The organism is Cellulomonas telluris (assembly GCF_004886325.1).
In the GTDB taxonomy this organism is placed as follows: domain Bacteria; phylum Actinomycetota; class Actinomycetes; order Actinomycetales; family Cellulomonadaceae; genus Cellulomonas; species Cellulomonas telluris.
In genome coordinates, this window is record NZ_QXFN01000002.1 from 580,968 (window position 1) to 607,933 (window position 26,966).

A 26,966-nucleotide genomic window follows, 5' to 3' on the forward strand; every position below is an offset into this window, starting at 1 on the left:
CGCCGCCCCACCTCACGACGCCCCGTCGGCCGCCCGGCCGGCGGGGCGTCGCCGTGCCGGGGGACGGCACGGGTGCACGGCCGGCGGGTGGGACCATGGTGGGGTGAAGTACGCGCAGCACATCTCCGAGCTCGTCGGCGGCACCCCGCTCGTGCGCCTGGCGTCCGTGACCGAGGGCCTGGCCGCCACCGTCCTGGCGAAGGTGGAGTACCTCAACCCCGGCGGGTCCGTGAAGGACCGCATCGCCCTGCGCATGGTCGAGGCCGCCGAGGAGGCCGGGCTGCTGCAGCCCGGCGGGACGATCGTCGAGCCGACGTCCGGCAACACCGGTGTGGGGCTCGCCCTGGTCGCGCAGCGCAAGGGCTACCGCTGCGTGTTCGTCTGCCCGGACAAGGTCAGCCAGGACAAGCGCGACGTGCTGCGCGCGTACGGCGCCGAGGTCGTGGTCACGCCGACCGCGGTGCCGCCGGAGCACCCGGACTCGTACTACTCCGTGTCCGACCGCATCGCGCGCGAGACGCCCGGTGCCTGGAAGCCGGACCAGTACTCCAACCCGAACGGGCCCGCCAGCCACTACGCCACGACGGGCCCGGAGATCTGGGCCGACACCGAGGGTCGCATCACCCACTTCGTCACGGGTGTCGGCACGGGCGGCACGATCACGGGCACCGGCCGCTACCTGCACGACGTGTCGGCGGACCGCCCCGAGGCGGACGGCGGCCGGGTCGTCGTGGTCGGGGCCGACCCGGCCGGGTCCGTGTACTCCGGCGGCGACGGGCGGCCCTACCTGGTGGAGGGTGTCGGCGAGGACTTCTGGCCCCGCGCGTACGACCCGTCCGTGCCGGACGAGATCGTGCCCGTCTCCGACGCCGACTCGTTCGCGATGACGCGGCGGCTGGCGCGCGAGGAGGGGCTTCTGGTCGGCGGCTCGTGCGGCATGGCGGTCGAGGCGACGCTGCGCCACGCCCGCGCGCTGCAGGAGCGCGACCCCGAGGCCGCGGCGCGCGCCGTCTACGTCGTGCTGCTGCCGGACGGCGGACGCGGCTACCTGTCGAAGATCTTCAACGACTCGTGGATGCGCTCGTACGGGTTCCTCGCCTCCGAGGAGGGGGCCACCGTGGCGGACGTGCTGCGGACGAAGGACGGCGGGCTGCCGGCGCTCGTGCACACCCACCCGAACGAGACCGTGCGCGACGCGATCGAGATCCTGCGGGAGTACGGGGTGTCGCAGATGCCCGTCGTCGGCGCCGAGCCGCCCGTGATGATCGGCGAGGTGCAGGGCGCGGTGAGCGAGCGCGCGCTGCTCGACGCGGTGTTCTCGGGCGCCGCGTCGCTCGCGGACCGCGTCGACCGGCACATGGAGGCCGCACTGCCCATCGTCGGGTCGGGGGAGTCCGTCGACGCTGCCCGTGCCTCGCTCGAGAAGGCGGACGCGCTCATGGTGGTCGACGACGGCAAGCCGGTCGGCGTGCTCACGCGGCACGACCTGCTGGGGTTCCTGGCGCGCTGACGCCCTGCGCGGCGTGCCGCGGCGGGACCCGGGGGGCTCCTCGCGGTCGTCCGCACGGCGTGCGTACGCCGTGCGTACGGTCGCGGGGGACGTCCCGGCCGTGCGCCGACACGCGGCGCGGCCGGCCACCGGCAGGTCGGCGATCGGCGGTTACGATCGCGCGCGGCCGGCCGTTCCCGCCGGCCGACCCCTCCGCCGGGCCGCGCGCGTGCGCCGTGCCCGGCGGCCGTGCGTGGAGGACCGACGATGGCGTTGTTCGACCTGCCCCTGCCCGAGCTCGAGCGGTACGCGCCCGAGCTCGACGTGCCCGCCGACCTCGACGAGTTCTGGGCGACGACGCTCGCGGAGGCGCGCACGCACGACCTCGACGTGCGGCGCACGGCCGTCGACGCGGGGCTGCGGCTCGTGGACGTCGAGGACCTGGAGTTCTCGGGGTTCGGCGGCCACCGGGTGCGGGCGTGGGTGACGCGGCCGGCGGGGTCGGCGGCCGGCGGGTCCGCGCTGCCCGCCGTCGTGGAGTTCCTCGGCTACGGCGGCGGACGGGGCCGGCCGCAGGAGCGCCTGGCGTGGGCGGCCGCCGGCTACGTGCACGTGCTCATGGACACGCGCGGCCAGGGGGCGTCGTGGGGGACCGGCGGGCAGACCGCCGACCCCGTCGGCAGCGGCGCCGCCGTCCCCGGGTTCATGACGCGGGGCATCCTCGACCCGGCCGAGCACTACTACCGGCGGCTGATCACGGACGGCGTGCGGGCCGTCGAGGCCACGCGCGCGCTGCCCGGGGTGGACGCCGCGCGCGTCGCCGTGGCGGGCATCAGCCAGGGCGGCGGGCTCGCGCTCGCGGTCGGCGGGCTGGTCGAGGGCCTGGCCGCGGTGATGCCCGACGTACCGTTTCTGTGCCACTTCCCGCGCGCCCTCGCGATCACCGACCGCGACCCCTACGGCGAGGTCGTGCGGTACCTGGCGGTGCACCGGGACCACGAGGAGCAGGTGCTGCGCACGCTGTCGTACGTGGACGCGGTGCACCTCGCGCGCCGGGCGACCGCGCCGACGTTCTTCTCCGTCGCGCTCCGGGACATGACGTGCCCGCCGTCCACGGTGTACGCCGCGTACCACCACTACGGCACCCTCGGTGGGGCCGAGCCGGCCAAGCACATCGAGGTGTACGCGTACAACGACCACGAGGGCGGGCAGGCCGTGCAGGTGGAGAAGCAGCTGCACTGGCTGGCGGACCTGCTGGGCTGAGCCGGGTCCCATCCGGCGGTGCCCGGCCCGCGCCGGTCCCGCGGGCAGGGCAGGATGGACGGGCACTGTCACCCCACGAAGGAGAGCACGACATGGCCGCAGCACTGCCCGAGGTCTCGGGCTCCTACGGCACCAAGCCCACGCTCACGTTCCCGGACGCGGCCGCGCCGGCGGAGCTCGAGGTCGTGGTGCTCAGCCGCGGCGACGGCGAGCTCGTCGAGGCCGGTCAGGACATCGAGGTGCACTACCTCGGCCAGTCGTGGCAGGGCGGTGTCTTCGACAACTCCTACGACCGCGGCTCGTCGATCAGCTTCCCGATCGGCGTCGGCGCCGTCATCGCCGGCTGGGACGAGGGTCTCGTCGGCCAGCAGGTCGGCTCGCGCGTCCTGCTGTCGATCCCGTCGCACCTCGGCTACGGCGACCGCGGCGTCCCGCAGGCCGGTATCAAGGGCGGCGACACCCTGGTGTTCGTCGTCGACATCGTCGGGGTCTCCTGACCCGATGAGTCCGCGCCGCGCCGCCGGTCGACCCGAGGAGGGCGCCGGCGGCGCGGTCGCGAGGACCGCGGGACGACGGCGTCCCGGGACGGAGGAGCAGATGGGCGGCACGGACGTCGTGGACCCGGCCTGGTGGGCGCAGCACTCGCCGTACAGCGACCCGCGGGAGCACGCGGACCTGCTCGCGGGGCTGTGCACCCGGCCGCAGGACGTGCACGCGGCGGCGACCGGCCTCATCGCGCACTACCGCGCGGACGCCGAGACGCTCGACCCGGCGCGCCTGCCGACGATCGACCTGCGCTGGCTCGACCGCATCCTCACGGCCGGCCTGGAGGCGTCGCCGGCGCCGCTGCCGGGACGGCCGCACGCGGACCGCATCGCCGGCTGCTGCCGCGACCACACGCTGTTCGCGGTCGGGCTGCTGCGGGAGCACGCCGTGCCGGCGCGGTCCCGCATCGGCTTCGCGCGCTACTTCGAGCCCGGCTTCGGCGTCGACCACGTCGTCGTCGAGCGCTGGGACGGGCAGCGCTGGGTGCGCAGCGACCCGGAGCTCGGCGCGGACTTCGGCGCCGCCCCCGCGGCGGGGGAGCCCTTCGACCCGTTCGACATGCCGACCGGCCTCGACAGCCCGTTCCCGACGGCGGCCGAGCTGTGGGCCGCGCACCGCCGCGACGGCCTCGACCTGGCCGACTACGGCGTCCTCGGCGTGCCGGAGCTGCGCGGTCGCGACCTCGTGCGGCACTACGTGCTCCTCGAGGTCGCGCACCGCCGCCGCGACGAGGTGCTGCTGTGGGACCTCTGGGGCGTCGCGCTCGACGGGACGACGGGCGAGGAGGCCGACCGTCTCGCCGACGAGGTCGCCGACCTGCTGCTGCGCGCCGACGCCGGCGAGCCCGGCGCCGAGGAGGCGCTCGCCCGCCGCTACGCCGAGGACCCGCGGCTGCACCCCGGCACGCGCGTGCGCACCCTCTCGCCGCTCGGCCGGGAGGGCTGGACGGACCTGGCGGCGCGCAGCACGACCTGGGACGGCTGACCGGCGTCGACGGCGCCGGGCCGTGGCAGGCTGGCCGCGTGCGACCGTTCCGTCACCGCCCGCCCGTGCCGGCGTACGTGGGCGAGGGGTTCGTCGCCGCCGAGGCGCCCGCGCTGCAGCGGTCGTTCCGGGCGGCGCTGCACGCCGCCGAGCGTGCGGCCCGGGAGCCCGTGCCCGCCGAGGTCGAGGTGTCCCGGGGAGCCGGTGACCGGGTCGTGCTGGCGTGGCGCAACGTGCTGGTCGGGTTCGTCCCGGAGTCGCACCGGGCGCTGCTCGCCGCGCAGGTGGACGCCGCCCGGCCGGCCGCACTCATGGCCGAGGGGGTCGTGCACCGCTCGGACGATCTGTGGCGGCTGTGGGTGGGGCCGGCTCCGGAGGACGGCTTCCCGCCGCCGGAGCCGGGGCTGGACACCCTGCCGGCGCCGGAGAACACGATCCTCGGCATCCGTCTGCCCCGCCCCGACGGCCCCTGACGCGACGGGCTGCCGGGCGGGGCCGGGGACCTGCCCCGCCCGCCGCGGCGAACCCGGAGCTCGTCAGGAGTCGGCGCCTCCCGTGCTGACGAGGTCCGGGGTGGCCGGAGCAGGGGTGGCGCCGGCGAGTGCGTGCTCCGCCGCCGCGAGCGCGTGGACCCGCGCCGAGTCGATGAGCGGCACCGCACCGCCCGCGGCCGGCAGCGCCAGCTCGAGCTCGGTGCAGGCGAGCACGACCGCGTCCGCACCGGCCGCCCGGAGCCCCTCGACGACGGCCAGCAGCCGGGCGCGGGACTCCTCGCGCACCTCGCCCTGGGTGAGCTCGTCGAAGATGATCCGGTCCACCTCCTCCTGCTCGGCGGCGGAGGGGACGAGCGCACCGATGCCGTGCCGCGCGAGGCGGTCGGCGTAGAAGGTCTCGGCCATGACCCAGCGGGTGCCCATCACGCCGAGCGTGCGGTGGCCGGCGGCCGTCGCGACGTCCGCCACCGCGTCGGCGATGTGCAGCAGCGGGACGCCGATCGCGGCCTCCACGGCGGGCGCGACCTTGTGCATGAGGTTGGTCGCGATGAGGACGGCGTCCGCGCCGGCCGCCTCCAGGCGCCGCCCGGCGGCCGCGAGCAGCTCGCCGGCGCCGTCCCAGTCGTCGGCGAGCTGCAGCTCGCGGACCGCGGCGAAGTCGAGGGACTCCAGCAGCACGTGCGCGCTGTGGTGCCCGCCGAGCCGCTCCTGCACGGTGGTGTTGAGCACGCGGTAGTACTCCGCGGTCGAGTACCAGCTCATGCCGCCGATGATCCCGAGAGTGCGCATGTCGGGACACTACGGGCGCAACCTGGACGACGGCTGGACGGCGTGCGGACGGTCAGCGGCGGACGTTCAGCGCAGGCCCACCCGCCGCAGGAAGTCGTTCGCGAACCGCCCCTCGGGGTCGCGCCGCTCGAGCAGCGCGCGGGCGTCGTCCCACCGCGGGTACAGGTCCTGCCACGTGCGGCCCGCGCCCGGCCCGGAGAAGAGCTTGCCCCAGTGCGGGCGGGCGCCGAACGGCGCGAGCGCCTCCTCGATGACGGGCAGCGCGGCGTCGACCTGCTCGCGCAGCGGCTTCCACGTGAAGTGCAGGCCGACCCGGTCGCCGCCGTGCGCGGTGGACAGCCACAGGTCGTCCCCGGCGATGGACCGGACCTCGCTGATGAGCAGCAGCGGCGAGACGAGGTCATGCAGACCGCGCAGGGCCTCGACCGCCGCGACGGCGTGCTCTCGTGGGACGAGCCACTCGGACTGCAGCTCGGCGCCGGCGCTGGGCGTGAACTCCAGGCGGAAGTGGGGCAGGCGCTCGTGCCAGGGGCCCGGGACGCCGCCCTGCTGCGTGCACGCGGCCGGGTCCTGCCCGGGGACGGGGTGCATCGGGCCGGGGGCCGGCCGTGCACCGGCGATTTCCGGGCCGAGCGTGCCCGCGTCGACGCGGTGCTTGCGCCACACCTGGCCGACGGCGTCCCCCGTCCAGTCGGTGAAGAGGCTGACCGACCACGCCGAGCCCATGATCTCGTCGAACCGGTCGAGCGCCTGCGACCACGGCAGGTCGGTCCACACCTCCTGCGCGACCTCGAACGTCGGCTCGACCGCGAGCGTCACCCGCGTGACGACGCCGAGCCCGCCGAGCGCGACGACGGACCCGGGCAGCTCCGGGTCGTCGGGCCCGAGCGTGCGGACCGTGCCGTCCGCGCCGACGAGCTCGAGCCCGCGCACGGCCGCCGAGAGGTTCGGCGCGTGGTCCCCGGACCCGTGCGTCGCGGTCGCGACCGTGCCGGCGACCGCGATGTGCGGCAGCGAGGCCATGGTGTGCAGGGCCCAGCCGTGGGCGTGGAGGTGCCGGGCCAGCTCGCCGTAGCGGACGCCGGCACCGACGGTGACGGTGCGCGCGTCGGCGTCCACCGTCGTGGGGACGTCGAGGCGGTCCAGGACGACGAGCGTGCCGGGGGAGTCCGCGAGGTCGTGGAACGAGTGCCGCGAGCCCAGGGCGCGCACGTGCCGCGCGCCCGCGACGACCGCGGCCACCTCCTCGACCGTCGTCGGGCGCACGACGGGCCCGCCGCGGAACGTGTGGCTGCCGGCCCAGGTGGTCAGGGTGTCGGTCATGCTCGAGCCTCCTCGCTCGTCGGGTGGTCGGTGGGCGCGCGGCGAGGGGTCAGCCGGCGCGCGCAGGGGCGGTGACGAAGATGTCGAACAGCTCGGGCGTGTGGGCGTGCACGAGCACCATGAACACCACGGCGTCGAACAGCAGGTGGACGACCAGGACGTACGTCAGCGACTTCGTCAGCGAGAACGTGAACCCCTGGATGAGGGCGAACGGGATCGTCAGCAGCGGGCCCCACTCGCGGTAGCCGAGCTCCCAGAGGAACGAGACGAACACGACCGCCTGGAGCACGTTCGCCGCCCACAGCGGGAAGTGCCGCCGCAGCAGCGCGAACACGGTGCAGACGAAGAACAGCTCGTCCCACGTGCCGACCGCGTTCACGCCGACGAACAGGCGTGCGACCTCCTGCCCCTCTACGACCGTGGGCCAGTTGCGGTACGCGCCGGAGGACAGGAAGTAGTACGGAAGCAGCAGGTAGCCCGCCGCCTGCACCCCGATGAGGTACGCCCACTGCGTGCGCGTCCAGCGCCGTCCCGTCCGCCACGGGAAGCGGATGACGTCGTCGCCGAGCACGTGCCGCGAGAGCACGTAGGGGATGACGACGGCCAGCCCCAGCGCGATCGTGAACCGCAGCATGCTCGCGTCGGACAGGTCCGCGCCGAGCGGGATCGTGCTGACGATGCCCATGCCCGTGCCGATGAGGAGCAGGTCGCGGCCGAGCACGCGGTCGGCCGCCCAGGCGACGACGATCCCGACGACGAGCGGCAGGTACGCCAGCGGGCGCACGTGCAGCGCGAACAGCAGCACGGCCGACCCGCACACGAGCGCGGCGCCCACCCAGCGCCACACGGCCGGGAGGGACGCGTCGGGGCGCGCGGGCAGGACGTCGGCGGTGGCGGTCACGGGCACACGATGCCAGGCGCGGACGGGTGACGCCCTCGGGCACGCGCCGCGACCGGTGTCCGTCCGGTCGCCTACGCTGACCGACGTGTCCGAGCCCGACGACGCCCTCGCGGCCGCACCGCACCTGCGCCGGTTCCACGAGCTGCACCCGGAGGTCCCGCTCGTGGTGCTGCCGCCGGAGCCGACCGGTCCCCCCGGGCCGCCCGTGCCCGACCACGTGCTGGCGGACGAGCGCGACGCCACCGACGAGACGCTGGCGTCGCTGCTGACGGCCGTGGGTCCGGCGGCCGCGGCGGCCCACGTGCGGACGCTGTGGCGCTCGGGCCGGGTCGACGACACCGTCGTCCCCGTCGCGGAGGCGAGCGTCCCCCTGGGGACGGGCACGGCCGGGGCGGTGGCCGGGCCGCTGACCGAGGCGCTCGAGCGCGGGGGGTGGCGGCTGCGGTCCGGGCGCTCCGGTGCCGCACGGTTCCTCGACGCGGAGCGCGCCGAGCGGCACGTGCGGGTGGTCACGGTGGAGGGCCGGGTGGTCGTCACGGCACGCGGGCGTGAGCTGCCCGTGGCGACGGCGACGCAGCACCGGCTCATGGGCGTGCAGGCGGAGGGAGAGGCGTGAGCGACCGGTACGAGGTGCAGCCGTACGTGCTGTCGCGCTCCGCGCAGGAGTGGCGCGACCAGGCCGCGCGGGTGCGCACCGCCGCCGACCGCCTCGCGGACGCTCCCACCGGGGGCTTCGGGCCGCGCGTCGCGTCCGCGGCGGCGTCGTGGACGGCCACCTGGGGCGGCACGGTCCGCTCGGTGGCGACGACGGGCGACACGATCGCCGAGGAGCTCCTCGCGGCCGCCATGTCCTACGGCGCCGCCGACCTCGACGCGCAGCAGCGGTTCGACACGTGGCTGGACGGTGCGCCGTGACGACGATCATGGTGCCGCCGACGTGCGACGCGATCCCGCCCGTCGAGGGCGACCCGGCGGGCGTGCGGACGTTCGTCGACGACCTGCTCGCCTCCGCGGTCAACGTCGACGACCTCGACACCTTCGCGCGCGACTCCGCCCGGCTCGACGGCTGGTCCGGCGCCGCCGCCGACGCGTACGGGCGGTACGTGCGGGACACGGCCGCCGACGCCGACGCGATCTCCGCGGCCGTGCGACGCGTGGCGCGGGCGGGCGAGGACCACGCGGAGGCGCTCACGGAGCTGCGCCGGCGCCGGGACCTGCTCGACGAGGACCGTACGGGTTACCACGCGGCCCGGTCCGACCTGCTGGCGGACATCCGCGCCACCACCGACGCGGACCCCGCCGCCGTGCGCGAGCTCGAGGACCGTGCCGCCGCGCTGACCTCCCGGCTGCAGACGCTCGTGGAGGACGTCGACCGGCTGGTCCGGGACGTCACGGCCGCGGAGCAGGCGATGCTCGACGCGCTCACCTCCTTCTCAACGCTCGGGCAGGCGCGCGCCGCCGTGACCGGGGGCACCGACCTGGCCGACGCGGCGCTCGCGAGGCCCGGGTCGCCGTCGTCGGGCGGCTCCCCGGCGGAGGTGGCCGCGTGGTGGGACGGGCTCAGCGAGGACGAACAGCTCGCCGTGCTGGCTGCCCACCCCGAGGTCGTGGGCAACGCCGACGGCATCCCGGCGGTCATCCGGGACCGGGCGAACCGGCTGCTGCTCGAGACCGACCTGTCCGCGCTGGAGCTGCGCGAGGAGCGGGGCGAGATCCTGCCCGCGGAGGACCGGGAGGCGCTGGAGAACGGCCGCGCCGCCCGTGCCGCGCTCGCGCAGGGCGCCCAGGAGGTCGACCCCGTCACGCGCGAGCCCCTCGTGCCGCTGCTGCACCTGTACGACCCGCGCGCGTTCGGCGGCGACGGCCGCGTGGCGATCGCGTTCGGCGACCCGGACACGGCCGACCACGTGTCGGTCATGGTCCCCGGCCTGACGAGCCGGGGGACGGCCGCGGAGACCAACGCGGAGGCGGCGTTCCACATCTACGAGTCGGCCCGGTACTCGGACCCGCACTCGTCCGTGGCGTCGATCATGTGGATCGGCTACGACGCGCCGAGCGACTGGGACTCGCTGACGGTCGCCCGGGAGGACCGCGCGATCGCCGGCGGCGAGCGGCTGGCGCAGTACGTCGAGGGCCTGCGCGCGTCCCGCGAGGGCAGCCCGGCGCACCTGACGGTCGTCGGCCACTCCTACGGCTCGACGACCACGGCGCACGCGGCGAGCGACCACGGCCTGGCCGCGGACGACATCGTCCTCGTCGGCAGCCCGGGCGCGGGCGGCGAGGTCGACCACGCGTCCGACCTCGGCGTCGGCGCCGACCACGTGTGGGCCGGCAACAACAGCCGCGACCCCGTCGCGATGCTCGCCGACAACGGCTGGGTGGGTGGCGGGACCCTGTTCGGCGCGGGCATGGGCAACGACGTCGGCGAGGACGACTTCGGCGCGAACCGGTTCCAGGCGGAGTCGACCAGCCGTGGCGAGGGGCTGGACCCGTTCGCCGACCACACCAAGTACTTCGACCGGAACACCGAGTCGCTGTTCAACATCGGGCAGATCGTGGTGGGGGACTACGACGAGGTGCTGCGGGCCGAGCACACCTACGACCCGTGGTGGTGGGACCCGGTGGACCCGGAGCGTCACCGCACGCCCACCGAGATCCGGCGCCGGGAGGAGTGGTGAGGCGCGCGCTCACCGTTCTGCTCCTCGCCGCGGGCGTTCTCGCGGTCACCGGGTGCGGGGGCCGCGGTGCCTCCGGTCAGGACGTCGAGCGGACGCGCGCCGAGGTGCGCGACGCGGCGGAGCAGGAGCTGCCGGCGCTCGTCGAGGAGCTGGGCGGTGGCGTCGTGCGCGCCGACGGCCGGTACGACCTCGAGGGCCTCAAGGACGACGTCCGGCTGGTGTACCGCGTGGAGGCGCAGCTGCTCGTCGACCGGGGCAGGTCCGCCGACGTCACCGGCGCCCTCGAGGGGCTGGGCTACACGATCACGCAGGACGCCGCCGGCACGGTGGTGGGCGAGCGCGACGACCTGCGCTACCTCGTGGCGACGTCGGACGACGGCGACCTGCGCGTGACGCTCGAGGGGCCGCAGCTGCGAATCCCGGAGGAGGACCGCCCGGCGAGCCGCCCGCACGAGCAGCTCGACCTGCCCGCGTCGGTCATGGTCCCGGCACCCGAGCGCCCGCGGCAGGGCCGGTCGGACGGCACGGGCGACGGCTGACGCGCCGCGTCAGCCGGCCAGCGAGCGCACGGTGTCGATGGTGTCCGCCTCGGACGCCGGCTTGTCGTCGCGGTAGCGCAGCACGCGCGCGAACCGCAGCGCGAGCCCGCCGGGGTAGCGGGTCGAGCGCTGCAGGCCGTCGAACGCGATCTCGACCACCTGCTCGGGCCGCACGACGACGCCCCAGGGCTCGCGCCGCTCGGTGAGCGCGGTGAAGCGCTCGGTCTGCCACGCGAGCATCTCGTCGGTCATGCCCTTGAACGTCTTGCCGAGCATGACGAACCCGCCGTCCGGGTCGCGCGCGCCGAGGTGGATGTTCGACAGGGTCCCCTGCCGCCGTCCTGACCCCCACTCGACGGCGAGCACCACGAGGTCGAGGGTGTGCCGCGGCTTCACCTTGACCCACGCGGCCCCGCGCCGGCCCGCCTCGTAGGGCGCGTCGGACGCCTTGACGACCACGCCCTCCTGCCCGTCCGCGACGACCGCCCGGAAGTGCTCGGTCGCGACGGCGGGGTCGCTCGTGACGACCCGGCGCACGACGTGCGGGGCGGCGACCTGGTCGAGCACGGCGAGCCGCTCGCGCAGGGGTGCGTCGAGCAGGTCGCGGCCGTCGACGTGCAGCAGGTCGAAGAAGAACGGGGCGAGGGCGGCCGACGACGCGAGCTCGGCGTCGCGGGTGGCGCTGCGGGACGCGGTCTCCTGGAACGGGCGCGGCCGGCCCCGCTCGTCCAGGGTGAGCGCCTCGCCGTCGAGGACGAGCCGCTGCGCGGGGAGCAGGCGCACGGCGTCGACGATCTCCGGCACCCGGCTGGTGATGTCGTCGAGCGAGCGCGTGTACACGCGGACCTCGTCGCCGTCCCGGTGCACCTGGATGCGGATGCCGTCGAGCTTGGTGTCGACGACGACCTCCCCGGCGGGCCCGTCGGCGTCGCCGGTCCGCTCCGCGAGGCCCGCCAGGGCGGCCGGGACGTCCGGAGCGGACTGCGCGAGCATCGGCCGTACGGGCCGGCCCACCGTCAGCGCGAACGCGTCGAGCGCGGCCACGGCGTCCTCCGGCGTCGCGGCGCCCAGCGCGGCCACCGCGACGGCCTCGGTCTCGCCCGCCAGCATGGCGGCCCGCCGCACACTCGCCGCCGGCACCCCCGCGGCCTCGGCGACCGCGTCGAGCAGCAGCGCGTCCAGCGCGCCCTGCCGCAGCTCGCCGGTGACGAGCCCGCGCAGCAGCCGCTGCTCGTCCGCGGTGGCGGCGGCGAACAGGTCGGTGGCCGCGGCGGTCCGGCGCCCGGCCGAACCGGTCCCGGACATCTCCGCCATCGCGGCGAACGCGGCGTCCACGTCGGTGACGGTCAGCGACGGCTCGTCCGCGGGCGCCGGCAGGGACCCGAGCGAGCGCCATCCCAGCCCCGTCCGCCGCTGCCGCAGCTCCCCGCCGAGGTACCGCGACACGATCGCCACGTCCTCCGGCCCGTCGGCGGCCGCCCGCCGCAGCACGTCCACGAGCAGCGCCCGCTTGGCCAGGCGCGAGCGCGTCGCGGCGACGGCGGTGGACGCGGCGGCGACGTCGACGAGCAGCATGCGCCTCATCCTGTCCGCGCCCACCGACACCCGCACGGGGACGGCCTCCACGCACGAGACCGGGGGATCAGGGCACTGTGCGCCCCCGTCCGACGGTCTCGTGGGCGCGGACGGCCTCAGGCCGACGGCACCGGGCAGGCGACGCCCGTCGAGTGCACGGGGCAGTAGCCGTTCGGGTTCTTCTGCAGGTACTGCTGGTGGTACGCCTCGGCGTAGTAGAACGGGCCGGCCTCCTCGACGGGGCGGATCTCCGTCGTGATGTCGCCGTAGCCGTTCGCCTTCAGGCGCGGGCCGTACTCGGCGGCGGTGGCGCGGGCGGCCTCGCCCTGCTCGGGCGTCGTGAAGAAGACGGCGGACCGGTACTGGGTGCCGACGTCGTTGCCCTGGCGGAAGCCCTGGGTGGGGTCGTGCTCCTCCCAGAAGTGCCGCAGCAGGTCGACGTCGGACAGGACCGTGGGGTCGTACGCGACCATCACCGTCTCGGTGTGCCCGGTGCGCGCGGTACAGGTCTCCTCGTACGTCGGGTAGGGGGTGTACCCGCCCATGTAGCCGACGGCGGTGGTGACGACGCCCGGCAGCTGCCACGCCTCCTTCTCCGCGCCCCAGAAGCACCCGGACGCCAGGTACAGCACGCGGGTGCCCTCGGGCCAGGGGCCCTGCAGCGGCGTGCCGAGCACGGTGTGCGTCTCGGGGATCGCGTACGCGTACCCGTCGCGGCCCTTCAGCGCCTTGTCCGGCTCGACCATCTGCGTGCGCAGGGACGAGCCGAGCAGCGTCTCGAACAACGAGGCCATGACCTGATCTCCTTCTTCCGGGGTACGCCTGCCACAACCGGTCCGTGCTGCCGCGTGTTCCCCGCCGGGACCCCGGCACGGCCTAGCCTGGGACCGTGACGAGCCACCCCTTCGCCGAGCCCCACGACTGGTCCACCACCGGCTTCTCGACCCGCGCCATCCACGCGGGGCAGGACCCGGAGGCACGCACGGGCGCCGTCGTGCCGCCCATCCACCAGGTGTCGACGTACAAGCAGGACGGCGTCGGGGGCCTGCGCGAGGGCTACGAGTACTCACGCTCCGGCAACCCGACGCGGCACGCGCTCGAGGAGGCCCTCGCGGCCGCCGAGGGCGGCGCCGCCGCGTTCGCGTTCGCGTCGGGCCTCGCCGCCGAGGACGCTCTCCTGCGCTCCGTCCTGCGGCCCGGCGACCACCTCGTGATCGGCAACGACGCGTACGGCGGCACGTACCGGCTGATCGCCCGCGTGCTCGGGCCCTGGGGGATCGACCACACGCCCGTCGACATGCTCGACCCGGACGCGGTGCTCGCGGCGATCCAGCCGGGCCGGACGAAGGCGATCTGGGCGGAGACGCCGACGAACCCGCTGCTCGGCATCGCCGACGTCGAGGCGATCGCGGTGCACGCGCGCTCCGCCGGCGCCGTGCTGGTCGTCGACAACACCTTCGCGACGCCCTACCTGCAGAACCCGATCGCTCTGGGCGCGGACGCCGTCGTCCACTCGACGACCAAGTACATCGGCGGGCACTCCGACGTGGTCGGCGGCGCGGTCGTCGTCGCGGACGGCGCGCAGCTGCCCGCCGGCATGGAGGGGCCGACCGGTACGACCGCCCTGCGCGACGCGGTGGGCTTCCTGCAGAACGCGTCCGGGGCCGTCGCCGGGCCGTTCGACGCGTGGCTCACGCTGCGCGGCCTCAAGACGCTCGGGGTGCGGATGGACCGCCACCAGGCCAACGCCGAGCGCGTCGCGCGCTTCCTGCTCGACCACCCGGGCGTCACGCACGTGCTGTACCCGGGCCTGCCCGACCACGCCGGCCACGAGGTCGCGGCGCGGCAGATGAGCGGCTTCGGCGGCATGGTCGCGTTCCGCACCGGCGACGCCGAGAAGGCGGTCGCGGTGTGCGCGCACACGCGTGTGTTCACGCTCGCGGAGTCGCTCGGCGGCGTGGAGTCGCTCATCGAGCACCCGGCACGCATGACGCACGCCTCGGTGGCGGCCACGGCGCTGGAGGTCCCGGACGACCTCGTGCGCCTGTCGGTCGGCATCGAGGACGTCGAGGACCTGCTCGCCGATCTCGCGCAGGCGCTGGAGGCGGCCGGCCTGGGCCGGGGCCCGGCGTGACGGACGAGCACGCGCCGGCCGCGCCGACGACCGTCGTCGTCGAGGACCGCCCGGCGCACCCGGTGCCCCCGTCGGTTCAGGCCGCGGCGGCGTGGTCGTGGCGGCTGCTGCTCATCGCGGCGGCCGTGGCCGTCGGCGTCTGGCTGCTCGGGGTCAGCAAGGTCATCGTCGTGCCCGTCGCGGTGGCACTGCTGCTCACGGTGCTGCTGGCGCCGTTCGTGACGTTCCTGCAGCGCCGGGTCCGCCTGCCGCGGGCGCTCGCGGCGACGGTGGCGCTCGCGCTGATGCTCGGCGTCGTCGGCGGCCTGCTCACGCTCGCCGGGCGCTCGATCGTCAGCGGCATCGCCGCGCTCGCGGACCAGGCGGCGGAGGGCGTCGACACGCTGCTCGTGTGGCTGTCGGACGGACCCCTCGGCCTGGACCAGGCGCAGCTCGACGGCTACGTCGACCAGGTCCAGGAGACGGTCGTCGGCAGCGGCCAGCAGATCGCCACCGGGGCGCTCTCGGTCACGGTGACCGTCGGGCACGTCCTCGCCGGGACGCTCGTCGCCCTGTTCTGCACCCTGTTCTTCCTCATCGACGGCCGGCGCATCTGGGCCTGGGTCGTCGGCCTGCTGCCGCGCGGGTCGCGCGAGCGCGTGCACCAGGCCGGGCGTCGGGGCTGGGTGACGCTCGGCGCGTACACGCGCACCCAGATCCTCGTGGCCGCGGTCGACGCGGTCGGCATCGGTCTGGGCGCGGTGCTGCTGCAGCTGCCGCTCGCCGTGCCGCTCGCGGTGCTCGTCTTCTTCGGCTCGTTCATCCCGTTCGTGGGGGCGATCCTCACGGGCACGATCGCGGTGCTCGTCGCGCTCGTGTCGCAGGGCTGGGTGTCCGCGCTGATCATGCTCGTGATCGTGCTGGCCGTGCAGCAGCTCGAGGGGCACGTGCTGCAGCCGTTCCTCATGGGGCACGCGGTGTCGCTGCACCCGGTCGCGGTGCTGCTCGTCGTCGCGACGGGGTCGTTCGCCGCCGGGATCGTCGGGGCGCTGTTCGCGGTGCCCGTCGCGGCCGTGCTCAACACGGTCGTGCTGTACCTGCACGGGCACGACAAGTTCCCCCAGCTCGGCACGGGCGACCACGTGACCATCCGGCCACGGGCGCACCCCGTGCTCGACCGCGTCCTCGCGGCGGCGGCCGAGGCGGAGTCCGCCGCGCGCGCCGAGCGGGCCGGCGACACGGGCACCACCCCGGCCGACCCGCGGACCGCTGCGACGACCGGCCGGGACGCGCCGTGATCGGTGCGGCCGACGTCCGGGCGGCCGCCGCGCTGCTCGCCGACGTGGCCGAGCGCACCCCCGTCCAGCGCAGCCGCGCCCTGTCCGACCTGGTCGGGGTGGACGTCTGGCTGAAGTGCGAGAACCTGCAGCGCGCCGGCTCGTTCAAGATCCGCGGGGCCTACGTGCGGATGGCGCGCCTCTCCGACGCCGAGAAGGCCCGCGGTGTCGTGGCGGCGAGCGCCGGCAACCACGCCCAGGGCGTGGCGCTGGCGGCACGCCTGCTCGGCCTGCACGCGGTCGTCTTCATGCCCGTCGACGCGGCGCTGCCGAAGGTCGCCGCGACCCGGGGCTACGGCGCGGACGTCGAGCTCGTCGGCACCTCCGTCGACGAGGCGCTCGTCGCCGCGAAGGAGCACGCGGACCGCACCGGCGCGGTGCTCATCCACCCGTTCGACCACCCGGACGTCGACGCGGGGCAGGGCACCGTCGCGCTCGAGGTGCTCGAGCAGGTGCCGGACGCCGGCACCCTGGTCGTGCCGGTGGGCGGCGGGGGGCTGGCGGCGGGCATGGCGGCGGCGCTGGAGGACCGGCCCGACGTGACCGTGCTCGGCGTGCAGGCCGCCGGTGCCGCGGCGTACCCGGCGTCGCTCGCCGCGGGCCGGCCGGTGCGCGCGCCGGAGCTGCGCACCATGGCGGACGGCATCGCCGTCGGCACGCCCGGCGCGGTGCCGTTCGAGGTCCTCGCGCACCACCGGGTGCCCGTGCGCACGGTCTCCGAGGAGGACCTGTCGCGCGCGCTGCTGCTCGTCGCGGAGCGCGCGAAGCTCGTGGTCGAGCCGTCCGGTGCGGCGGCGGTCGCGGCGCTCATGGCCGACCCGGCCGGGATCGACCACCGGGGGCGGCCGGTCGTGTGCGTCCTGTCCGGCGGCAACATCGACCCGCTGGTGCTGCTGCGCGTGGTGCGGCACGGGCTCGCGTCCGCGGGCCGGTACCTGCACGTGCACGCGCGCGTGGAGGACACGCCGGGCGCGCTCGCCGGCCTGCTGCACGACGTGGCGGCGCGCGGCGGCAACGTCATGCACGTCGCGCACACGCGCACCGGCGGGGACCTCGCGCTGAGCGAGGTCGCCGTCGACCTGCAGATCGAGACGAAGGGCCCCGAGCACTGCGGCGAGCTGCTCGCCGGCCTGCGCGGGGCCGGCTACCGCCTCGGCGACGGCTGACGGCCGCGGTCCCGGGACGCCGACGGCGCCGCACCCCGCGGGGTGGCGGCGCCGTCGTGCGTGCGCGCGGTGGGCGTCAGCCCGTGAACGGGCGCGCGGCCGTGATCTCGACCGGGATCTGCCGGCCGTTGGGCGCCTCGTACGTCGTCGCGTCCCCGACCTTGCGGCCGTAGATGGCCGCGCCGAGCGGCGAGGTGGGGGAGAAGACGTCGATGTCGGCCGTGCCCGCGATCTCGCGCGAGCCGAGCAGGAACGTCATCTCGTCCCCGGCGACGACGGCCGTCACGACCATGCCGGCCTCGACGACGCCGTCGTCCGGCGGCGTGCCGATCTGCACGTTGCGGAGCTTCTCCTTGAGCTCGCGGATGCGGGCCTCCTGCTTGGCCTGCTCCTCGCGCGCGGCGTGGTAGCCGCCGTTCTCCTTGAGGTCGCCCTCGTCACGGGCCGCGGCGATGCGGTCCGCGATCTCCTTGCGCCCCACCGTCTCGAGCTGCTCCAGCTCGGCCTTGAGACGGTCGTAGGCCTCCTGCGTCAGCCACGTGGCCGCAGTCGTGTCGGTCACGATCGCTCCTTCCCTTGCCTCGGGTCCACCGCCTCGCGGCGGCGGGTCGTGCCCACCCCCCGGCGCGCACGGGTGCGGCGCGGTGCGTGCGGGACGGGGGTTGTCGCCGTCTCAGCGCGGTCGCGTCGACCTGTCGTACGACGCCGGACCGGGGCGGCGTAAACGACGATTGTAGCCCGGAGCACCCGGGGAGGGTGGACGCGCAACCGGGTTCCACCCGCACGCGCCGGACGCGCAGGTCAGGGCAGCGGGCTGCAGGAGTCGACGACCCCGCTGACGCCCTCCTCGACCGTGGACACCGTCACCGTCACCCGTCGCGTGCGCTCGTCGGCGGGCGGGACCTCGACGTCGAGGACCCCCACCTGCGCGTACGACTGCGAGAGCACCTCCACGCGGCACGTCGCCCCGGCGCCGGGGTCGGTCGTCACGTCGAACGTCACGTCGGTCGACGCCGGCCCGTCGACGCGGAAGCCGATCGTCTTCCACTGGACCGGGTCGCGCAGCACGCCGCTGCCGATCCACCCGAGCACGAGCATCGCCACGACGACGAGCGCCGCCAGGCCCCACCGCTGCAACCGGCGGGCGGCGTCGGTGGGCTCCGGTCCGTAGCGCCCGACGGGCGTGCGGGGGGCCGGTGCGACCACGGGACCTCCTGGGGCGTGGGTTCGTCGTGCGGGGCGGCGGGCGTGCGTAGGGGATCATTGTCCCTCGTCCGACGACCTGTGACGGGAGGCCCTGGGTGAGCACGGAGCGGCTTCGGCTCATGGCGGTGCACGCGCACCCCGACGACGAGTCCAGCAAGGGTGCCGCGACGACCGCGCGGTACGCGGCCGAGGGGGTCGACGTCCTCGTCGTGACCTGCACCGGCGGCGAGCGCGGCGACGTGCTCAACCCGCACTACGGGCCGGCGCCCGCGGGGCTCGAGGAGATGCGCGCGGTGCGGCGCGAGGAGATGGCGACCGCCGCGGCGGCGCTCGGGGTGCGCCAGCACTGGCTCGGCTTCGTCGACTCCGGGCTGCCCGAGGGCGACCCGCTGCCCCCGCTGCCCGACGGGTGCTTCGCGCTCACGCCGCTCGAGGAGGCGTCCGCGCCGCTCGTCGAGCTGGTCCGCGAGTTCCGCCCGCACGTCATGACGACGTACGACCCGACGGGCGGGTACCCGCACCCCGACCACATCATGTGCCACCGGGTCTCCGCGGAGGCGTTCGCCGCCGCGGGCGACCCCGAGCGGTACCGGGGCCGCGGCGAGCCCTGGGCGCCGCTGAAGCTCTACTACAACCACGGCTTCTCGCTGGAGCGGATGCGCACGATGCACGACGCGATCGTCGCCGCGGGCGGGGAGTCGCCGTTCAGCGACTGGATCGACTCCCGGCAGGCCCGCGAGGTGCCCGAGCGGCCGGTGACGACGCGCGTCGAGTGCGCGGACTGGTTCCCGCAGCGGGACGCGGCCCTGCGCGCGCACGCCACGCAGATCGACCCGGAGGGCTGGTTCTTCGCGGTCCCGCGCGAGGTCGAGCTCGCGCACTGGCGCACCGAGGAGTTCGAGCTCGCGGAGTCGCGCGTGCCGACGACCCTGCCCGAGGACGACCTGTTCGCGGGGATCCGCGGGACGGAGGCGGCGCGGTGAGCGCGGTGCACGGGGTGCTGCTGGCCGCGGTCGTGCACGCCGAGCGGCTGCCCGGCCCGACCATCGAGTCGCCCGAGGAGGGCTCGCCCGGCTTCCTCGGCTTCGTCGTCACGTTCCTGCTGGCCGCGGCGGTGATCGCGCTCGCGGTCTCGTTCAGCCGGCGGATGCGCCGCGCCGACCACCGGGCGCGGCTGCGCGCCCAGGAGGAGGGCGGCCCGGCCGCCGACCCCGGTCCCGCACCGGTCACGGCCGAGGAGGCGGTGGCGCAGGCCGAGCTCGACGCGCGCACGGAGGCGGGCCGTCCGGCGGGGACCCCCGACGCCAGCGGGACCGACGCGAGCGGGACCGGCGCGAGCGGGACCGCAGGTGCCGGGGCCGAGGGCACCCGCCCCGGCGGCTCGACGCCCGGGACCGACCCGCACGGCGACGTCCCGCCCGCCGACGGCCGCCGTCCGTGACGGACGCCCCCGCCGCGCCCGTGCGCCCCGCGGTGCGCGTGACCGTCGCGCAGCTGCAGGTCGGCACGGACCGTGCGGCCAACGTCGAGGTCGCCCGCGACGCGGTGCGCGAGGCGGCGCGCGTGCGCGCGGACGTCGTGGTGCTGCCCGAGTACGCGTCCGCCTTCGACCCGCGCGGCGTCGGCCCCGACCTCGCCGAGCCGCTCGACGGGCCGTTCGTGACCGCGGTGCGGGAGGAGGCCGCGCGGGCCGGCGTCGCCGTGCTCGCGGGCACCACGCTGCCGGGGGAGGAGGACGACGCCGCGCGCCGGGTGGTGAACGCGGTCGTCGGCGTCGGCGCGGACGGCTCGCTGGTGGGCGTGTACCGCAAGGTGCACCTGTACGACGCGTTCGGGCAGCGCGAGTCCGACCGCTTCGTCGCCGGGCCCGCCGACGCCCCGCCGCTCGTCCTCGACGTGGCCGGGCTGCGGCTCGGCGTGATGACCTGCTACGACCTGCGGTTCCCCGAGTCGGCCCGACGCCTGGTCGACGCGGGGGCCGACGTGCTCGTCGTGCCCGCGGCGTGGGCGCCGGGGCCGCTGAAGGCGATGCACTGGCGGACGCTCGCGGTGGCGCGGGCGATCGAGAACACCGCCGCGGTGGTCGCGGTCGGGCAGGCCGGCCGGGGCGTCGTGGGGCGCTCGCTGGTCGTCGGCCCGGACGGCGTGGTCGGGCTCGAGCTCGACGAGACGCCGCAGGTGCGCACGGTGGACCTGGACGCGGCGGCCCTGACGGCCGTCCGCGAGCGCAACCCGTCGCTGGCGAACCGCCGCTACACGGTGGTCCCGCGCCCCTGACGGGCACCCTCACCGCCGACCGCGCCGGTCGTCGGGCGAGCGCGCCCCTCGTCCCCGGTGCGCTCGCCCGGTACGAGGCGCGCTCGGTGCCGGACGAGCGGGCGGGGTCAGGCGGCCGCGTGGGCGGCGATCCACACCGCGGCGTAGTGGCAGCCGTACCCGACGACGGTGAGGGCGTGGAAGATCTCGTGGAACCCGAACCAGCGGGGGCTGGGGTTCGGGCGCTTGAGGCCGTAGACGACCGCGCCGAGCGTGTACGCCAGGCCGCCGCCGGCGACGAGCCACACGATCGTGGGTCCGCCGGACTGCCAGAACTGGGGCAGGAAGCCGACGGCCACCCACCCGAGCGCCACGTAGATCGGCACGTAGAGCCAGCGCGGGGCGTTGAGCCAGAAGACCCGGGCCAGCAGGCCCAGCAGCGCGCCGACCCAGACCACGGTGAGCAGCACGCGGGCGGTCGACGCCGGCAGCAGCAGCACCGCGAGCGGCGTGTACGTGCCGGCGATGATGAGGAAGATGTTCGTGTGGTCGAGGCGCCGCAGCACGCCGGCCACCCGCGGCGACCACCGGCCGCGGTGGTAGACGGCGCTGGTGCCGAACAGCAGGACGGCGGAGACGCCGAAGACCGCGGTGGACCACCGGGCGGCGGTCGTGGGGGACACGACGACCAGCACGGCCGAGGCCACGAGCACGAGCGGCGCGACGCCGGCGTGGATCCAGCCCCGCAGCCGCGGCTTGACCTGCTCGACGACGGAGCCGACGGCCTCGCCGACGCTGTCCACCGCGTCGCCGACCGCGTCCCCGACGGCGTCCGCCGCGCGCTCGATACCGCCGCCCGTGCCGGGACGCGGCGCCTCGTCGCGTCGTGCGGGGGTGCTGCTCATGCGTCCGTTCCGCCTTCGTCCGTCGGTAACCTACGAGGCCGTAGGTTACGTGCCCGTAAGGAGGGTGTCGACGCGACGGAGGTCCCGGTACGGCCCGCGGCGCGCCGCCCGGCGAGTACCGTGAGCGCGTCCACCCCCTCGTCCCTCGGAGGATCCGCGTGCGCCTGCCGCACCCGCTCTACGGACTCTACGAGCGTCGTCTCGCCGCGTCCCTGCCGGCCGCGCAGATGCCGCGGCACATCGGGGTCATCCTCGACGGCAACCGCCGCTGGGCGCGCAGCAGCGGGGTCTCCTCGGCTCACGGGCACCGGCGCGGTGCGGACAAGATCAGCGACCTGCTGAGCTGGAGCGAGGACGTCGGGGTCGAGGTCGTGACCCTGTGGCTGCTCTCCACCGACAACCTCGCGCGGGACCCGCAGGAGCTCGACCCGCTGCTCGCGGTCATCGAGGACGTGGTGGGTGAGCTCGCGGCGGAGCGGCGCTGGCGCATCCAGCCCGTCGGCGCGCTCGAGATGCTGCCGGAGCGCACGGCCGCGGCGCTGCGCGCGGCCCAGGGCGCGACGGCCGACGTCGAGGGGCTGCACGTCAACGCGGCCGTCGGGTACGGGGGGCGTCGCGAGATCGCCGACGCGGTCCGCTCGTTCCTGCGCGAGCACGCCCGCGCCGGCACCGACATGGAGGAGCTCGCGGAGGCGTTCGACGTCGACCACATCGCCGAGCACCTGTACACCAAGGGGCAGCCGGACCCGGACCTCGTCATCCGCACGTCGGGGGAGCAGCGTCTCGGCGGCTTCCTGCTGTGGCAGAGCGCGCACTCGGAGTTCTACTTCTGCGAGGCCTACTGGCCGGACTTCCGGCGGGTCGACTTCCTGCGCGCCCTGCGGTCCTACGCGCAGCGCGAGCGCCGCCTCGGCCGCTGACGCCGGTGCCCGTCGGCCGCACGGCGACCGGCGGATGAACATCGCGTGACGGCACGTGCGTGTCGCGCGTCACATGCGCGGGGGGCCTCCTGCGCGGGGTTACGTTCCTGCCCGAGGACGACGCCCGTCGTCCCGGGAGGCCAGCCCATGGAGCCAGTGCTCCGGGAGGAGGGCCGGACCCGGCCCTCGGCCGGCCGACCCCGTCCCGTCGCCGACTGCCGGACGCGGTACGCCCCGCGCTCGCGCACGAGGCGCCCGGCCAGGCGCTGACGCGCCGGAGGGAGCCTGCCGTGGACCACACCTCGCAGCACGACCTGGGGCACGACCGCACACCGCGGCCGGACACGCTCCCCGACGGCACCGCTCCCGCCGACGGCCGCCTCACGTACGTCCTCGACACGTCCGTGCTGCTCTCGGACCCCCGCGCGATCCGCCGGTTCGCCGAGCACGACGTCGTCCTGCCCGTCGTCGTCATCACCGAGCTCGAGGCCAAGCGGCACCACGCCGAGCTCGGCTACTTCGCGCGGACCGCCCTGCGCCTGCTCGACGACCTGCGCGTGCGGCACGGGCGCCTCGACGCGCCGGTGCCGGTCAGCGACGAGGGCGGGACGCTGCGCGTCGAGCTCAACCACGTCGACGACCGGGTGCTGCCGGCGGGCTTCCGGCTCGGCGACAACGACACGCGGATCCTGTCGGTGGCGGCGAACCTCGCCAAGGAGGGCCACGACGTCACGGTCGTCTCGAAGGACCTGCCGATGCGCATCAAGGCGTCGTCCGTCGGGCTGCGCGCCGAGGAGTACCGCGCGCAGCTGGCCGTCGACTCCGGCTGGACGGGCATGGACACCCTGGACCTGACCGAGCAGCAGATGGCGGCGCTGTGGGAGCACGAGTCGCTGCCGCTCGCCGACGTCGCCGCCCCGGCATCCGCGCTCGCGGGCTCCCCGCAGGACCTGCCGTGCCACACCGGCCTGGTGCTGCACAGCCCGCGCGGCTCGGCGCTCGGGCGCGTGACCGCGGACAAGCACGTGCAGGTCGTGCGCGGCGACCAGGACGTGTTCGGCGTCCACGGTCGCTCCGCCGAGCAGCGGATCGCGATCGACCTGCTGCTCGACGAGTCGGTCGGGATCGTGTCGCTCGGCGGGCGCGCGGGGACCGGCAAGTCGGCGCTCGCGCTGTGCGCCGGGCTCGAGGCGGTGCTCGAGCGGCGTCAGCACCGCAAGGTGATGGTCTTCCGGCCGCTGTACGCGGTGGGCGGGCAGGACCTCGGCTACCTGCCGGGCAGCGAGGCCGAGAAGATGAACCCGTGGGCGCAGGCGGTGTTCGACACCCTCGGCGCGCTCGTGAGCAAGGAGGTCGTGGAGGAGGTCCTCGACCGCGACCTGCTCGAGGTCCTGCCGCTCACGCACATCCGCGGCCGGTCGCTGCACGACGCGTTCGTCATCGTCGACGAGGCCCAGTCGCTCGAGCGGAACGTGCTGCTCACGGTGCTGTCCCGGATCGGGCAGTCCTCGCGGGTGGTGCTCACGCACGACGTCGCGCAGCGCGACAACCTCCGCGTGGGCCGGCACGACGGCGTCGCGGCGGTCATCGAGGCGCTCAAGGGGCACCCGCTGTTCGCCCACGTGACGCTCACCCGGTCGGAGCGCTCGCCCGTCGCGGCCCTCGTCACCGAGCTGTTCGAGGGCATCGAGGCCTGACGCGGCGCCGGCGAGAGGCACGAGGGCCGTCCACCCGACGGGGTGGGCGGCCCTCGCCGCGCGTCCCGCCGCCGGCACCGGCACGATGCGGGTCAGCGGGGAGGGGACGGCCCCCTGGCCTCGCCCTCCCCGGACGGTCGAACTATGGTTTTCGGTATGCCGAACTTCCGTCGCCGGGCGGCTGCCGCACCCGCCCTGGTCGCCGTCCTCGCGGTCCTCGCCGCGTGCGTGCCGGCGCGCGCGGGCGGCGAGGACGACGGGCGCCCGCTGGTCCTCACGACGTTCACCGTCCTCGCCGACATCGCGCGCAACGTCGGGGGCGAGCACGTGCGCGTGGAGTCCCTCACCAAGCCCGGCGTCGAGGTGCACGGCTACGAGCCGACCCCCGGCGACCTGCGCCGCGCCGCCGGCGCCGACCTCGTCCTCGACAACGGCCTGAACCTCGAGGCGTGGTTCGCGCAGTTCGTGCAGGACGCCGACGTGCCGCACGTCGTCGCGACCGAGGGCGTCGAGGTCGTCGACATCGCCGACGACGCCTACGCCGGCAAGCCGAACCCGCACGCGTGGATGAGCCCCGCCAACGTCGAGCTCTACGTCGACAACATCGTCGACGCCTTCGTCGACCTCGTGCCCGAGCACGCGGACGACGTGCGGGCGAACGCGCAGGCGTACCGCGCGCAGCTGCGTGCGGTGCAGGCCGAGCTCGTCGACGGGCTGGCCGCCGTGCCGCAGCGGCAGCGCGCGCTGGTCACGTGCGAGGGGGCCTTCTCCTACCTCGCCCGCGACGCCGGCCTGACGGAGCGGTACGTGTGGCCGGTCAACGCCGAGCAGCAGGCCACGCCGCAGCGGATCGCGTCCGTCGTCGAGTTCGTCCGCGAGCGCGACGTGCCCGCGGTCTTCTGCGAGTCGACCGTCTCGGACGACGCCATGCAGCAGGTCGTCGACGCCACCGGGGCCCGCTTCGGAGGGGTGCTCTACGTGGACTCGCTGTCCGAGGAGGACGGTCCCGTGCCGACGTACCTCGACCTGATCCGGCACGACGTGCGCACGATCGTGGACGGCCTGACCGGCGGTGCGTCGTGACGCCCGCGCTGGAGGTCGAGCACGTCACGGTCCGCTACGGCGACGTGCTCGCGCTCGACGACGTCTCGCTGCGCCTCGCGCCGGGGCGCGTGTGCGGCCTCGTCGGCGTCAACGGTGCCGGCAAGTCGACGCTGCTCCAGGCGGTGACCGGCACGGTCCGGCCCGGCGCCGGGCGCGTCCGCGTGCTGGGGGACGACCCGGCCCGGGCGCGGCGGCGCGGCGCGATCGCGTACGTGCCGCAGCAGGAGGCCGTGGACGTCACGTTCCCGGTCAGCGTGCGCGACGTCGTCGCGATGGGCCGGTACGGGCGCCTCGGACCGACGCGCCGGCTGCGCGCCGCGGACCACGCCGCGGTCGACGCCGCACTCGAGCGGGTCGGGCTCACCGCGCTCGCCGACCGCCAGGTGGGGAGGTTGTCCGGCGGGCAGCGGCGCCGCGCGTTCGTCGCGCGCGGGATCGCGCAGGAGGCGGACCTGCTGCTGCTCGACGAGCCGTTCGCGGGCGTCGACAAGGGGTCCGAGGCGACGGTCGTGCGGCTGCTGCGCGAGCTCGCCGCCGACGGGCGGACCGTCCTGGTCTCCACGCACGACCTGCACGCGCTGCCGGACCTCGCGGACGAGGCGGTGCTGCTGCGCCGGTCCGTCGTCTTCCACGGGCCGGTCCCCGAGGCGCTGCGGCCCGAGACGCTCGCGGGGGCCCTCGGGCTCGCGACGGGGACCGTCGCGAGCCGGACGGGCGCGGCGGGGGAGGGAGCGGCCGCATGAGCCCGCTCGACCTGCTGCTGGAGCCGCTCGGCTACGAGTTCATGGTCCGCGCGCTGGCGACGACGGTCCTCGCGGCCGTCGTGTGCGCGCTGCTGTCCTGCTGGCTCGTCCTCGTCGGCTGGTCACTCATGGGCGACGCGGTCTCCCACGCCGTGCTGCCCGGGGTCGTGCTGGCCTACGTCGTCGGGGCGCCGTTCGCGGTGGGGGCGCTCGTGTTCGGGCTGCTCGCCGTGGTCCTCGTCGGGGCCGTGCGCGGGGGCGGTCGGGTCAAGGAGGACGCCGCCATCGGCATCGTGTTCACGACCCTGTTCGCCCTCGGGCTCGTCCTCGTGTCGGTGACGCCGAGCGACACGGACCTGAACCACATCGTCTTCGGCAACGTGCTCGGCGTCTCCACCTCCGACCTCGTCCAGGTCGCGGTGCTCGCCGCCGTCGCGGCCGCCACCCTGCTGCTCAAGCGGCGCGACCTCGTGCTGTTCGCGTTCGACCCCACGCACGCGCACGCGATCGGCCTGTCGCCCCGGCGGCTCGGCGCGCTGCTGCTGGGCGTGCTCGCGGTGACGGCGGTCGTCGCGCTGCAGGTGGTCGGCGTCGTGCTCGTCGTGGCGATGCTCGTCATCCCGGGTGCCACCGCGTGCCTGCTCACCGACCGGTTCGGGCGGATGCTCGTGCTCGCGCCCGTGCTGTCCGCGACGTCCGCGGTCGTCGGCCTGTACCTCAGCTACTGGTACGACCTGGCCTCCGGGGGCATGGTCGTGCTGGTGCAGGGCGTCGTGTTCGGCGTCGTCCACCTGCTCGCGCCGCACGGCGTGCTCGGGCGCCGGCGGGCGGGCCGGGCGGCGGCGGTGGCGGACGAGGCGACCACCGCGCGCCCGGAGGCCGCCCCGGTCGTCTGAGCGCCCCCGGTCACCCGTCGACCGGCCGGCCGCCGTCAGCCC

28 protein-coding genes are annotated in these 26,966 nt (G+C 75.7%); 20 read left to right on the forward strand and 8 right to left on the reverse strand.

Going from position 1 to position 26,966, the window contains the following annotated elements:
• Nucleotides 1–103 precede the first annotated feature (103 nt).
• From FB586_RS07890 to FB586_RS07910, 5 genes are all read left to right on the forward strand, one after another.
• Nucleotides 104–1,510, forward strand: coding sequence for a cystathionine beta-synthase (locus tag FB586_RS07890; RefSeq protein ID WP_136518747.1), 1,407 nt, complete (start codon nt 104–106; stop codon nt 1,508–1,510).
• Between the two features lie 246 nt (nt 1,511–1,756).
• Entirely contained in the window at nt 1,757–2,752 is a 996-nt protein-coding gene (locus FB586_RS07895; RefSeq protein ID WP_136518748.1) for an acetylxylan esterase, read from the forward strand.
• 92 nt (nt 2,753–2,844) lie between these two features.
• Nucleotides 2,845–3,249 (forward strand): FKBP-type peptidyl-prolyl cis-trans isomerase, encoded by a 405-nt coding sequence (locus FB586_RS07900; RefSeq protein ID WP_136518749.1) that lies wholly within the window; start codon nt 2,845–2,847, stop codon nt 3,247–3,249.
• A gap of 100 nt (nt 3,250–3,349) precedes the next feature.
• Nucleotides 3,350–4,282, forward strand: a complete 933-nt coding sequence (locus tag FB586_RS07905) for a transglutaminase domain-containing protein (protein ID WP_136518750.1) — start codon at nt 3,350–3,352, stop codon at nt 4,280–4,282.
• 38 nt (nt 4,283–4,320) lie between these two features.
• Complete coding sequence (locus tag FB586_RS07910) at nt 4,321–4,755, forward strand: hypothetical protein (RefSeq protein WP_246036632.1); 435 nt, start codon at nt 4,321–4,323, stop codon at nt 4,753–4,755.
• Between the two features lie 63 nt (nt 4,756–4,818).
• Here FB586_RS07910 and FB586_RS07915 read toward each other — a convergent pair whose 3' ends face one another.
• The 3 genes from FB586_RS07915 to FB586_RS07925 all read right to left on the reverse strand — a co-directional run bounded on the left by FB586_RS07915 (nt 4,819) and on the right by FB586_RS07925 (nt 7,789).
• Nucleotides 4,819–5,565, reverse strand: coding sequence for an aspartate/glutamate racemase family protein (locus FB586_RS07915; RefSeq protein WP_136518751.1), 747 nt, complete (start codon nt 5,563–5,565; stop codon nt 4,819–4,821).
• 66 nt (nt 5,566–5,631) lie between these two features.
• The gene (locus FB586_RS07920) at nt 5,632–6,888 is read right to left on the reverse strand and encodes an FAD-binding protein (RefSeq protein WP_136518752.1); all 1,257 of its coding nucleotides are present in this window, start codon (nt 6,886–6,888) and stop codon (nt 5,632–5,634) included.
• A gap of 49 nt (nt 6,889–6,937) precedes the next feature.
• Complete coding sequence (locus tag FB586_RS07925) at nt 6,938–7,789, reverse strand: CPBP family glutamic-type intramembrane protease (RefSeq protein WP_246036633.1); 852 nt, start codon at nt 7,787–7,789, stop codon at nt 6,938–6,940.
• Between the two features lie 85 nt (nt 7,790–7,874).
• Between FB586_RS07925 and FB586_RS07930 the strand changes: the two genes are divergently transcribed.
• Genes FB586_RS07930 through FB586_RS07945 form a run of 4 tightly spaced genes read left to right on the forward strand, consistent with a single transcriptional unit; the run spans nt 7,875 to nt 11,006 of the window.
• Nucleotides 7,875–8,405 carry a hypothetical protein gene (locus FB586_RS07930; protein WP_136518753.1) on the forward strand — a complete coding sequence of 177 codons (531 nt, stop codon included), beginning with the start codon at nt 7,875–7,877 and terminating at the stop codon, nt 8,403–8,405.
• A complete protein-coding gene (locus FB586_RS07935) occupies nt 8,402–8,704 on the forward strand; it encodes a type VII secretion target (protein WP_136518754.1) in 303 nt (100 codons plus the stop codon). The genes FB586_RS07930 and FB586_RS07935 overlap by 4 nt, the downstream gene beginning before the upstream one ends.
• On the forward strand, nt 8,701–10,467 hold the full coding sequence (locus FB586_RS07940) for an alpha/beta hydrolase (RefSeq protein ID WP_136518755.1): 1,767 nt from the start codon (nt 8,701–8,703) through the stop codon (nt 10,465–10,467). Before FB586_RS07935 ends, FB586_RS07940 begins: the two co-directional genes overlap by 4 nt.
• Entirely contained in the window at nt 10,464–11,006 is a 543-nt protein-coding gene (locus tag FB586_RS07945; RefSeq protein WP_136518756.1) for a hypothetical protein, read from the forward strand. The genes FB586_RS07940 and FB586_RS07945 overlap by 4 nt, the downstream gene beginning before the upstream one ends.
• 9 nt (nt 11,007–11,015) lie before the next feature.
• Here FB586_RS07945 and FB586_RS07950 read toward each other — a convergent pair whose 3' ends face one another.
• Together FB586_RS07950 and msrA are read right to left on the reverse strand one after the other, a co-directional pair.
• Nucleotides 11,016–12,581, reverse strand: coding sequence for an ATP-dependent DNA ligase (locus FB586_RS07950; RefSeq protein WP_136518757.1), 1,566 nt, complete (start codon nt 12,579–12,581; stop codon nt 11,016–11,018).
• Nucleotides 12,582–12,697: 116 nt separating this feature from the next.
• Entirely contained in the window at nt 12,698–13,375 is a 678-nt protein-coding gene (msrA, locus tag FB586_RS07955) for a peptide-methionine (S)-S-oxide reductase MsrA (protein WP_136518758.1), read from the reverse strand.
• A gap of 95 nt (nt 13,376–13,470) precedes the next feature.
• On the opposite strand from msrA, the gene FB586_RS07960 reads away from it, so the two are divergent.
• The 3 genes from FB586_RS07960 to ilvA are packed head-to-tail and all read left to right on the forward strand — an operon-like array spanning nt 13,471 to nt 17,197.
• Nucleotides 13,471–14,715 (forward strand): cystathionine gamma-synthase, encoded by a 1,245-nt coding sequence (locus FB586_RS07960; RefSeq protein WP_136518759.1) that lies wholly within the window; start codon nt 13,471–13,473, stop codon nt 14,713–14,715.
• Nucleotides 14,712–15,992, forward strand: a complete 1,281-nt coding sequence (locus FB586_RS07965) for an AI-2E family transporter (protein ID WP_136518760.1) — start codon at nt 14,712–14,714, stop codon at nt 15,990–15,992. The genes FB586_RS07960 and FB586_RS07965 overlap by 4 nt, the downstream gene beginning before the upstream one ends.
• Nucleotides 15,989–17,197, forward strand: coding sequence for a threonine ammonia-lyase (ilvA, locus tag FB586_RS07970; RefSeq protein WP_136518761.1), 1,209 nt, complete (start codon nt 15,989–15,991; stop codon nt 17,195–17,197). Before FB586_RS07965 ends, ilvA begins: the two co-directional genes overlap by 4 nt.
• Nucleotides 17,198–17,273: 76 nt before the next feature.
• On the opposite strand, the gene greA is transcribed toward ilvA, so the two are convergent.
• Both greA and FB586_RS07980 read right to left on the reverse strand, forming a co-directional pair.
• Nucleotides 17,274–17,759 (reverse strand): transcription elongation factor GreA, encoded by a 486-nt coding sequence (gene greA, locus FB586_RS07975; protein WP_136518762.1) that lies wholly within the window; start codon nt 17,757–17,759, stop codon nt 17,274–17,276.
• 239 nt (nt 17,760–17,998) lie between these two features.
• Nucleotides 17,999–18,403, reverse strand: coding sequence for a DUF4307 domain-containing protein (locus FB586_RS07980; protein ID WP_136518763.1), 405 nt, complete (start codon nt 18,401–18,403; stop codon nt 17,999–18,001).
• 95 nt (nt 18,404–18,498) lie between these two features.
• On the opposite strand from FB586_RS07980, the gene mca reads away from it, so the two are divergent.
• From mca to FB586_RS07995, 3 genes are read left to right on the forward strand one after another with little or no spacing between them, the layout of a single operon-like run.
• The gene (mca, locus tag FB586_RS07985; RefSeq protein ID WP_136518764.1) at nt 18,499–19,386 is read left to right on the forward strand and encodes a mycothiol conjugate amidase Mca; all 888 of its coding nucleotides are present in this window, start codon (nt 18,499–18,501) and stop codon (nt 19,384–19,386) included.
• The gene (locus FB586_RS07990; RefSeq protein ID WP_136518765.1) at nt 19,383–19,844 is read left to right on the forward strand and encodes a hypothetical protein; all 462 of its coding nucleotides are present in this window, start codon (nt 19,383–19,385) and stop codon (nt 19,842–19,844) included. Before mca ends, FB586_RS07990 begins: the two co-directional genes overlap by 4 nt.
• Nucleotides 19,841–20,680, forward strand: coding sequence for a carbon-nitrogen hydrolase family protein (locus tag FB586_RS07995; protein WP_246036634.1), 840 nt, complete (start codon nt 19,841–19,843; stop codon nt 20,678–20,680). Before FB586_RS07990 ends, FB586_RS07995 begins: the two co-directional genes overlap by 4 nt.
• 107 nt (nt 20,681–20,787) lie before the next feature.
• Here the strand turns inward: FB586_RS07995 and trhA are convergent, their stop codons facing one another.
• The gene (gene trhA, locus FB586_RS08000; protein ID WP_136518766.1) at nt 20,788–21,564 is read right to left on the reverse strand and encodes a PAQR family membrane homeostasis protein TrhA; all 777 of its coding nucleotides are present in this window, start codon (nt 21,562–21,564) and stop codon (nt 20,788–20,790) included.
• Between the two features lie 158 nt (nt 21,565–21,722).
• Here trhA and FB586_RS08005 point away from each other — a divergent pair, with 158 nt between their 5' ends.
• The 5 genes from FB586_RS08005 (at nt 21,723) to FB586_RS08025 (ending at nt 26,924) form a co-directional block, all read left to right on the forward strand.
• A complete protein-coding gene (locus FB586_RS08005) occupies nt 21,723–22,484 on the forward strand; it encodes an isoprenyl transferase (protein ID WP_136518767.1) in 762 nt (253 codons plus the stop codon).
• A gap of 404 nt (nt 22,485–22,888) precedes the next feature.
• Nucleotides 22,889–24,181 carry an RNA 5'-3' helicase PhoH2 gene (gene phoH2 / locus FB586_RS08010; protein WP_246036657.1) on the forward strand — a complete coding sequence of 431 codons (1,293 nt, stop codon included), beginning with the start codon at nt 22,889–22,891 and terminating at the stop codon, nt 24,179–24,181.
• A gap of 156 nt (nt 24,182–24,337) precedes the next feature.
• The gene (locus FB586_RS08015; protein ID WP_136518768.1) at nt 24,338–25,264 is read left to right on the forward strand and encodes a metal ABC transporter substrate-binding protein; all 927 of its coding nucleotides are present in this window, start codon (nt 24,338–24,340) and stop codon (nt 25,262–25,264) included.
• Complete coding sequence (locus tag FB586_RS08020) at nt 25,261–26,028, forward strand: metal ABC transporter ATP-binding protein (RefSeq protein ID WP_136518769.1); 768 nt, start codon at nt 25,261–25,263, stop codon at nt 26,026–26,028. Before FB586_RS08015 ends, FB586_RS08020 begins: the two co-directional genes overlap by 4 nt.
• Nucleotides 26,025–26,924: a metal ABC transporter permease gene (locus FB586_RS08025; protein WP_136518770.1), complete on the forward strand. Its 900-nt coding sequence runs from the start codon at nt 26,025–26,027 to the stop codon at nt 26,922–26,924. The genes FB586_RS08020 and FB586_RS08025 overlap by 4 nt, the downstream gene beginning before the upstream one ends.
• Nucleotides 26,925–26,966: the final 42 nt, after the last annotated feature.

Coding starts and splice junctions, on each gene's coding strand:
- FB586_RS07895 (WP_136518748.1), top strand. CDS start 1,757: ATGGCGTTGTTCGACCTGCCCCTGCCCGAGCTCGAGCGGTACGCGCCC.
- FB586_RS07900 (WP_136518749.1), top strand. CDS start 2,845: ATGGCCGCAGCACTGCCCGAGGTCTCGGGCTCCTACGGCACCAAGCCC.
- FB586_RS07905 (WP_136518750.1), top strand. CDS start 3,350: ATGGGCGGCACGGACGTCGTGGACCCGGCCTGGTGGGCGCAGCACTCG.
- FB586_RS07915 (WP_136518751.1), bottom strand. CDS start 5,565: ATGCGCACTCTCGGGATCATCGGCGGCATGAGCTGGTACTCGACCGCG.
- FB586_RS07920 (WP_136518752.1), bottom strand. CDS start 6,888: ATGACCGACACCCTGACCACCTGGGCCGGCAGCCACACGTTCCGCGGC.
- FB586_RS07950 (WP_136518757.1), bottom strand. CDS start 12,581: ATGCTGCTCGTCGACGTCGCCGCCGCGTCCACCGCCGTCGCCGCGACG.
- msrA (WP_136518758.1), bottom strand. CDS start 13,375: ATGGCCTCGTTGTTCGAGACGCTGCTCGGCTCGTCCCTGCGCACGCAG.
- trhA (WP_136518766.1), bottom strand. CDS start 21,564: ATGAGCAGCACCCCCGCACGACGCGACGAGGCGCCGCGTCCCGGCACG.
- FB586_RS08015 (WP_136518768.1), top strand. CDS start 24,338: ATGCCGAACTTCCGTCGCCGGGCGGCTGCCGCACCCGCCCTGGTCGCC.
- FB586_RS08025 (WP_136518770.1), top strand. CDS start 26,025: ATGAGCCCGCTCGACCTGCTGCTGGAGCCGCTCGGCTACGAGTTCATG.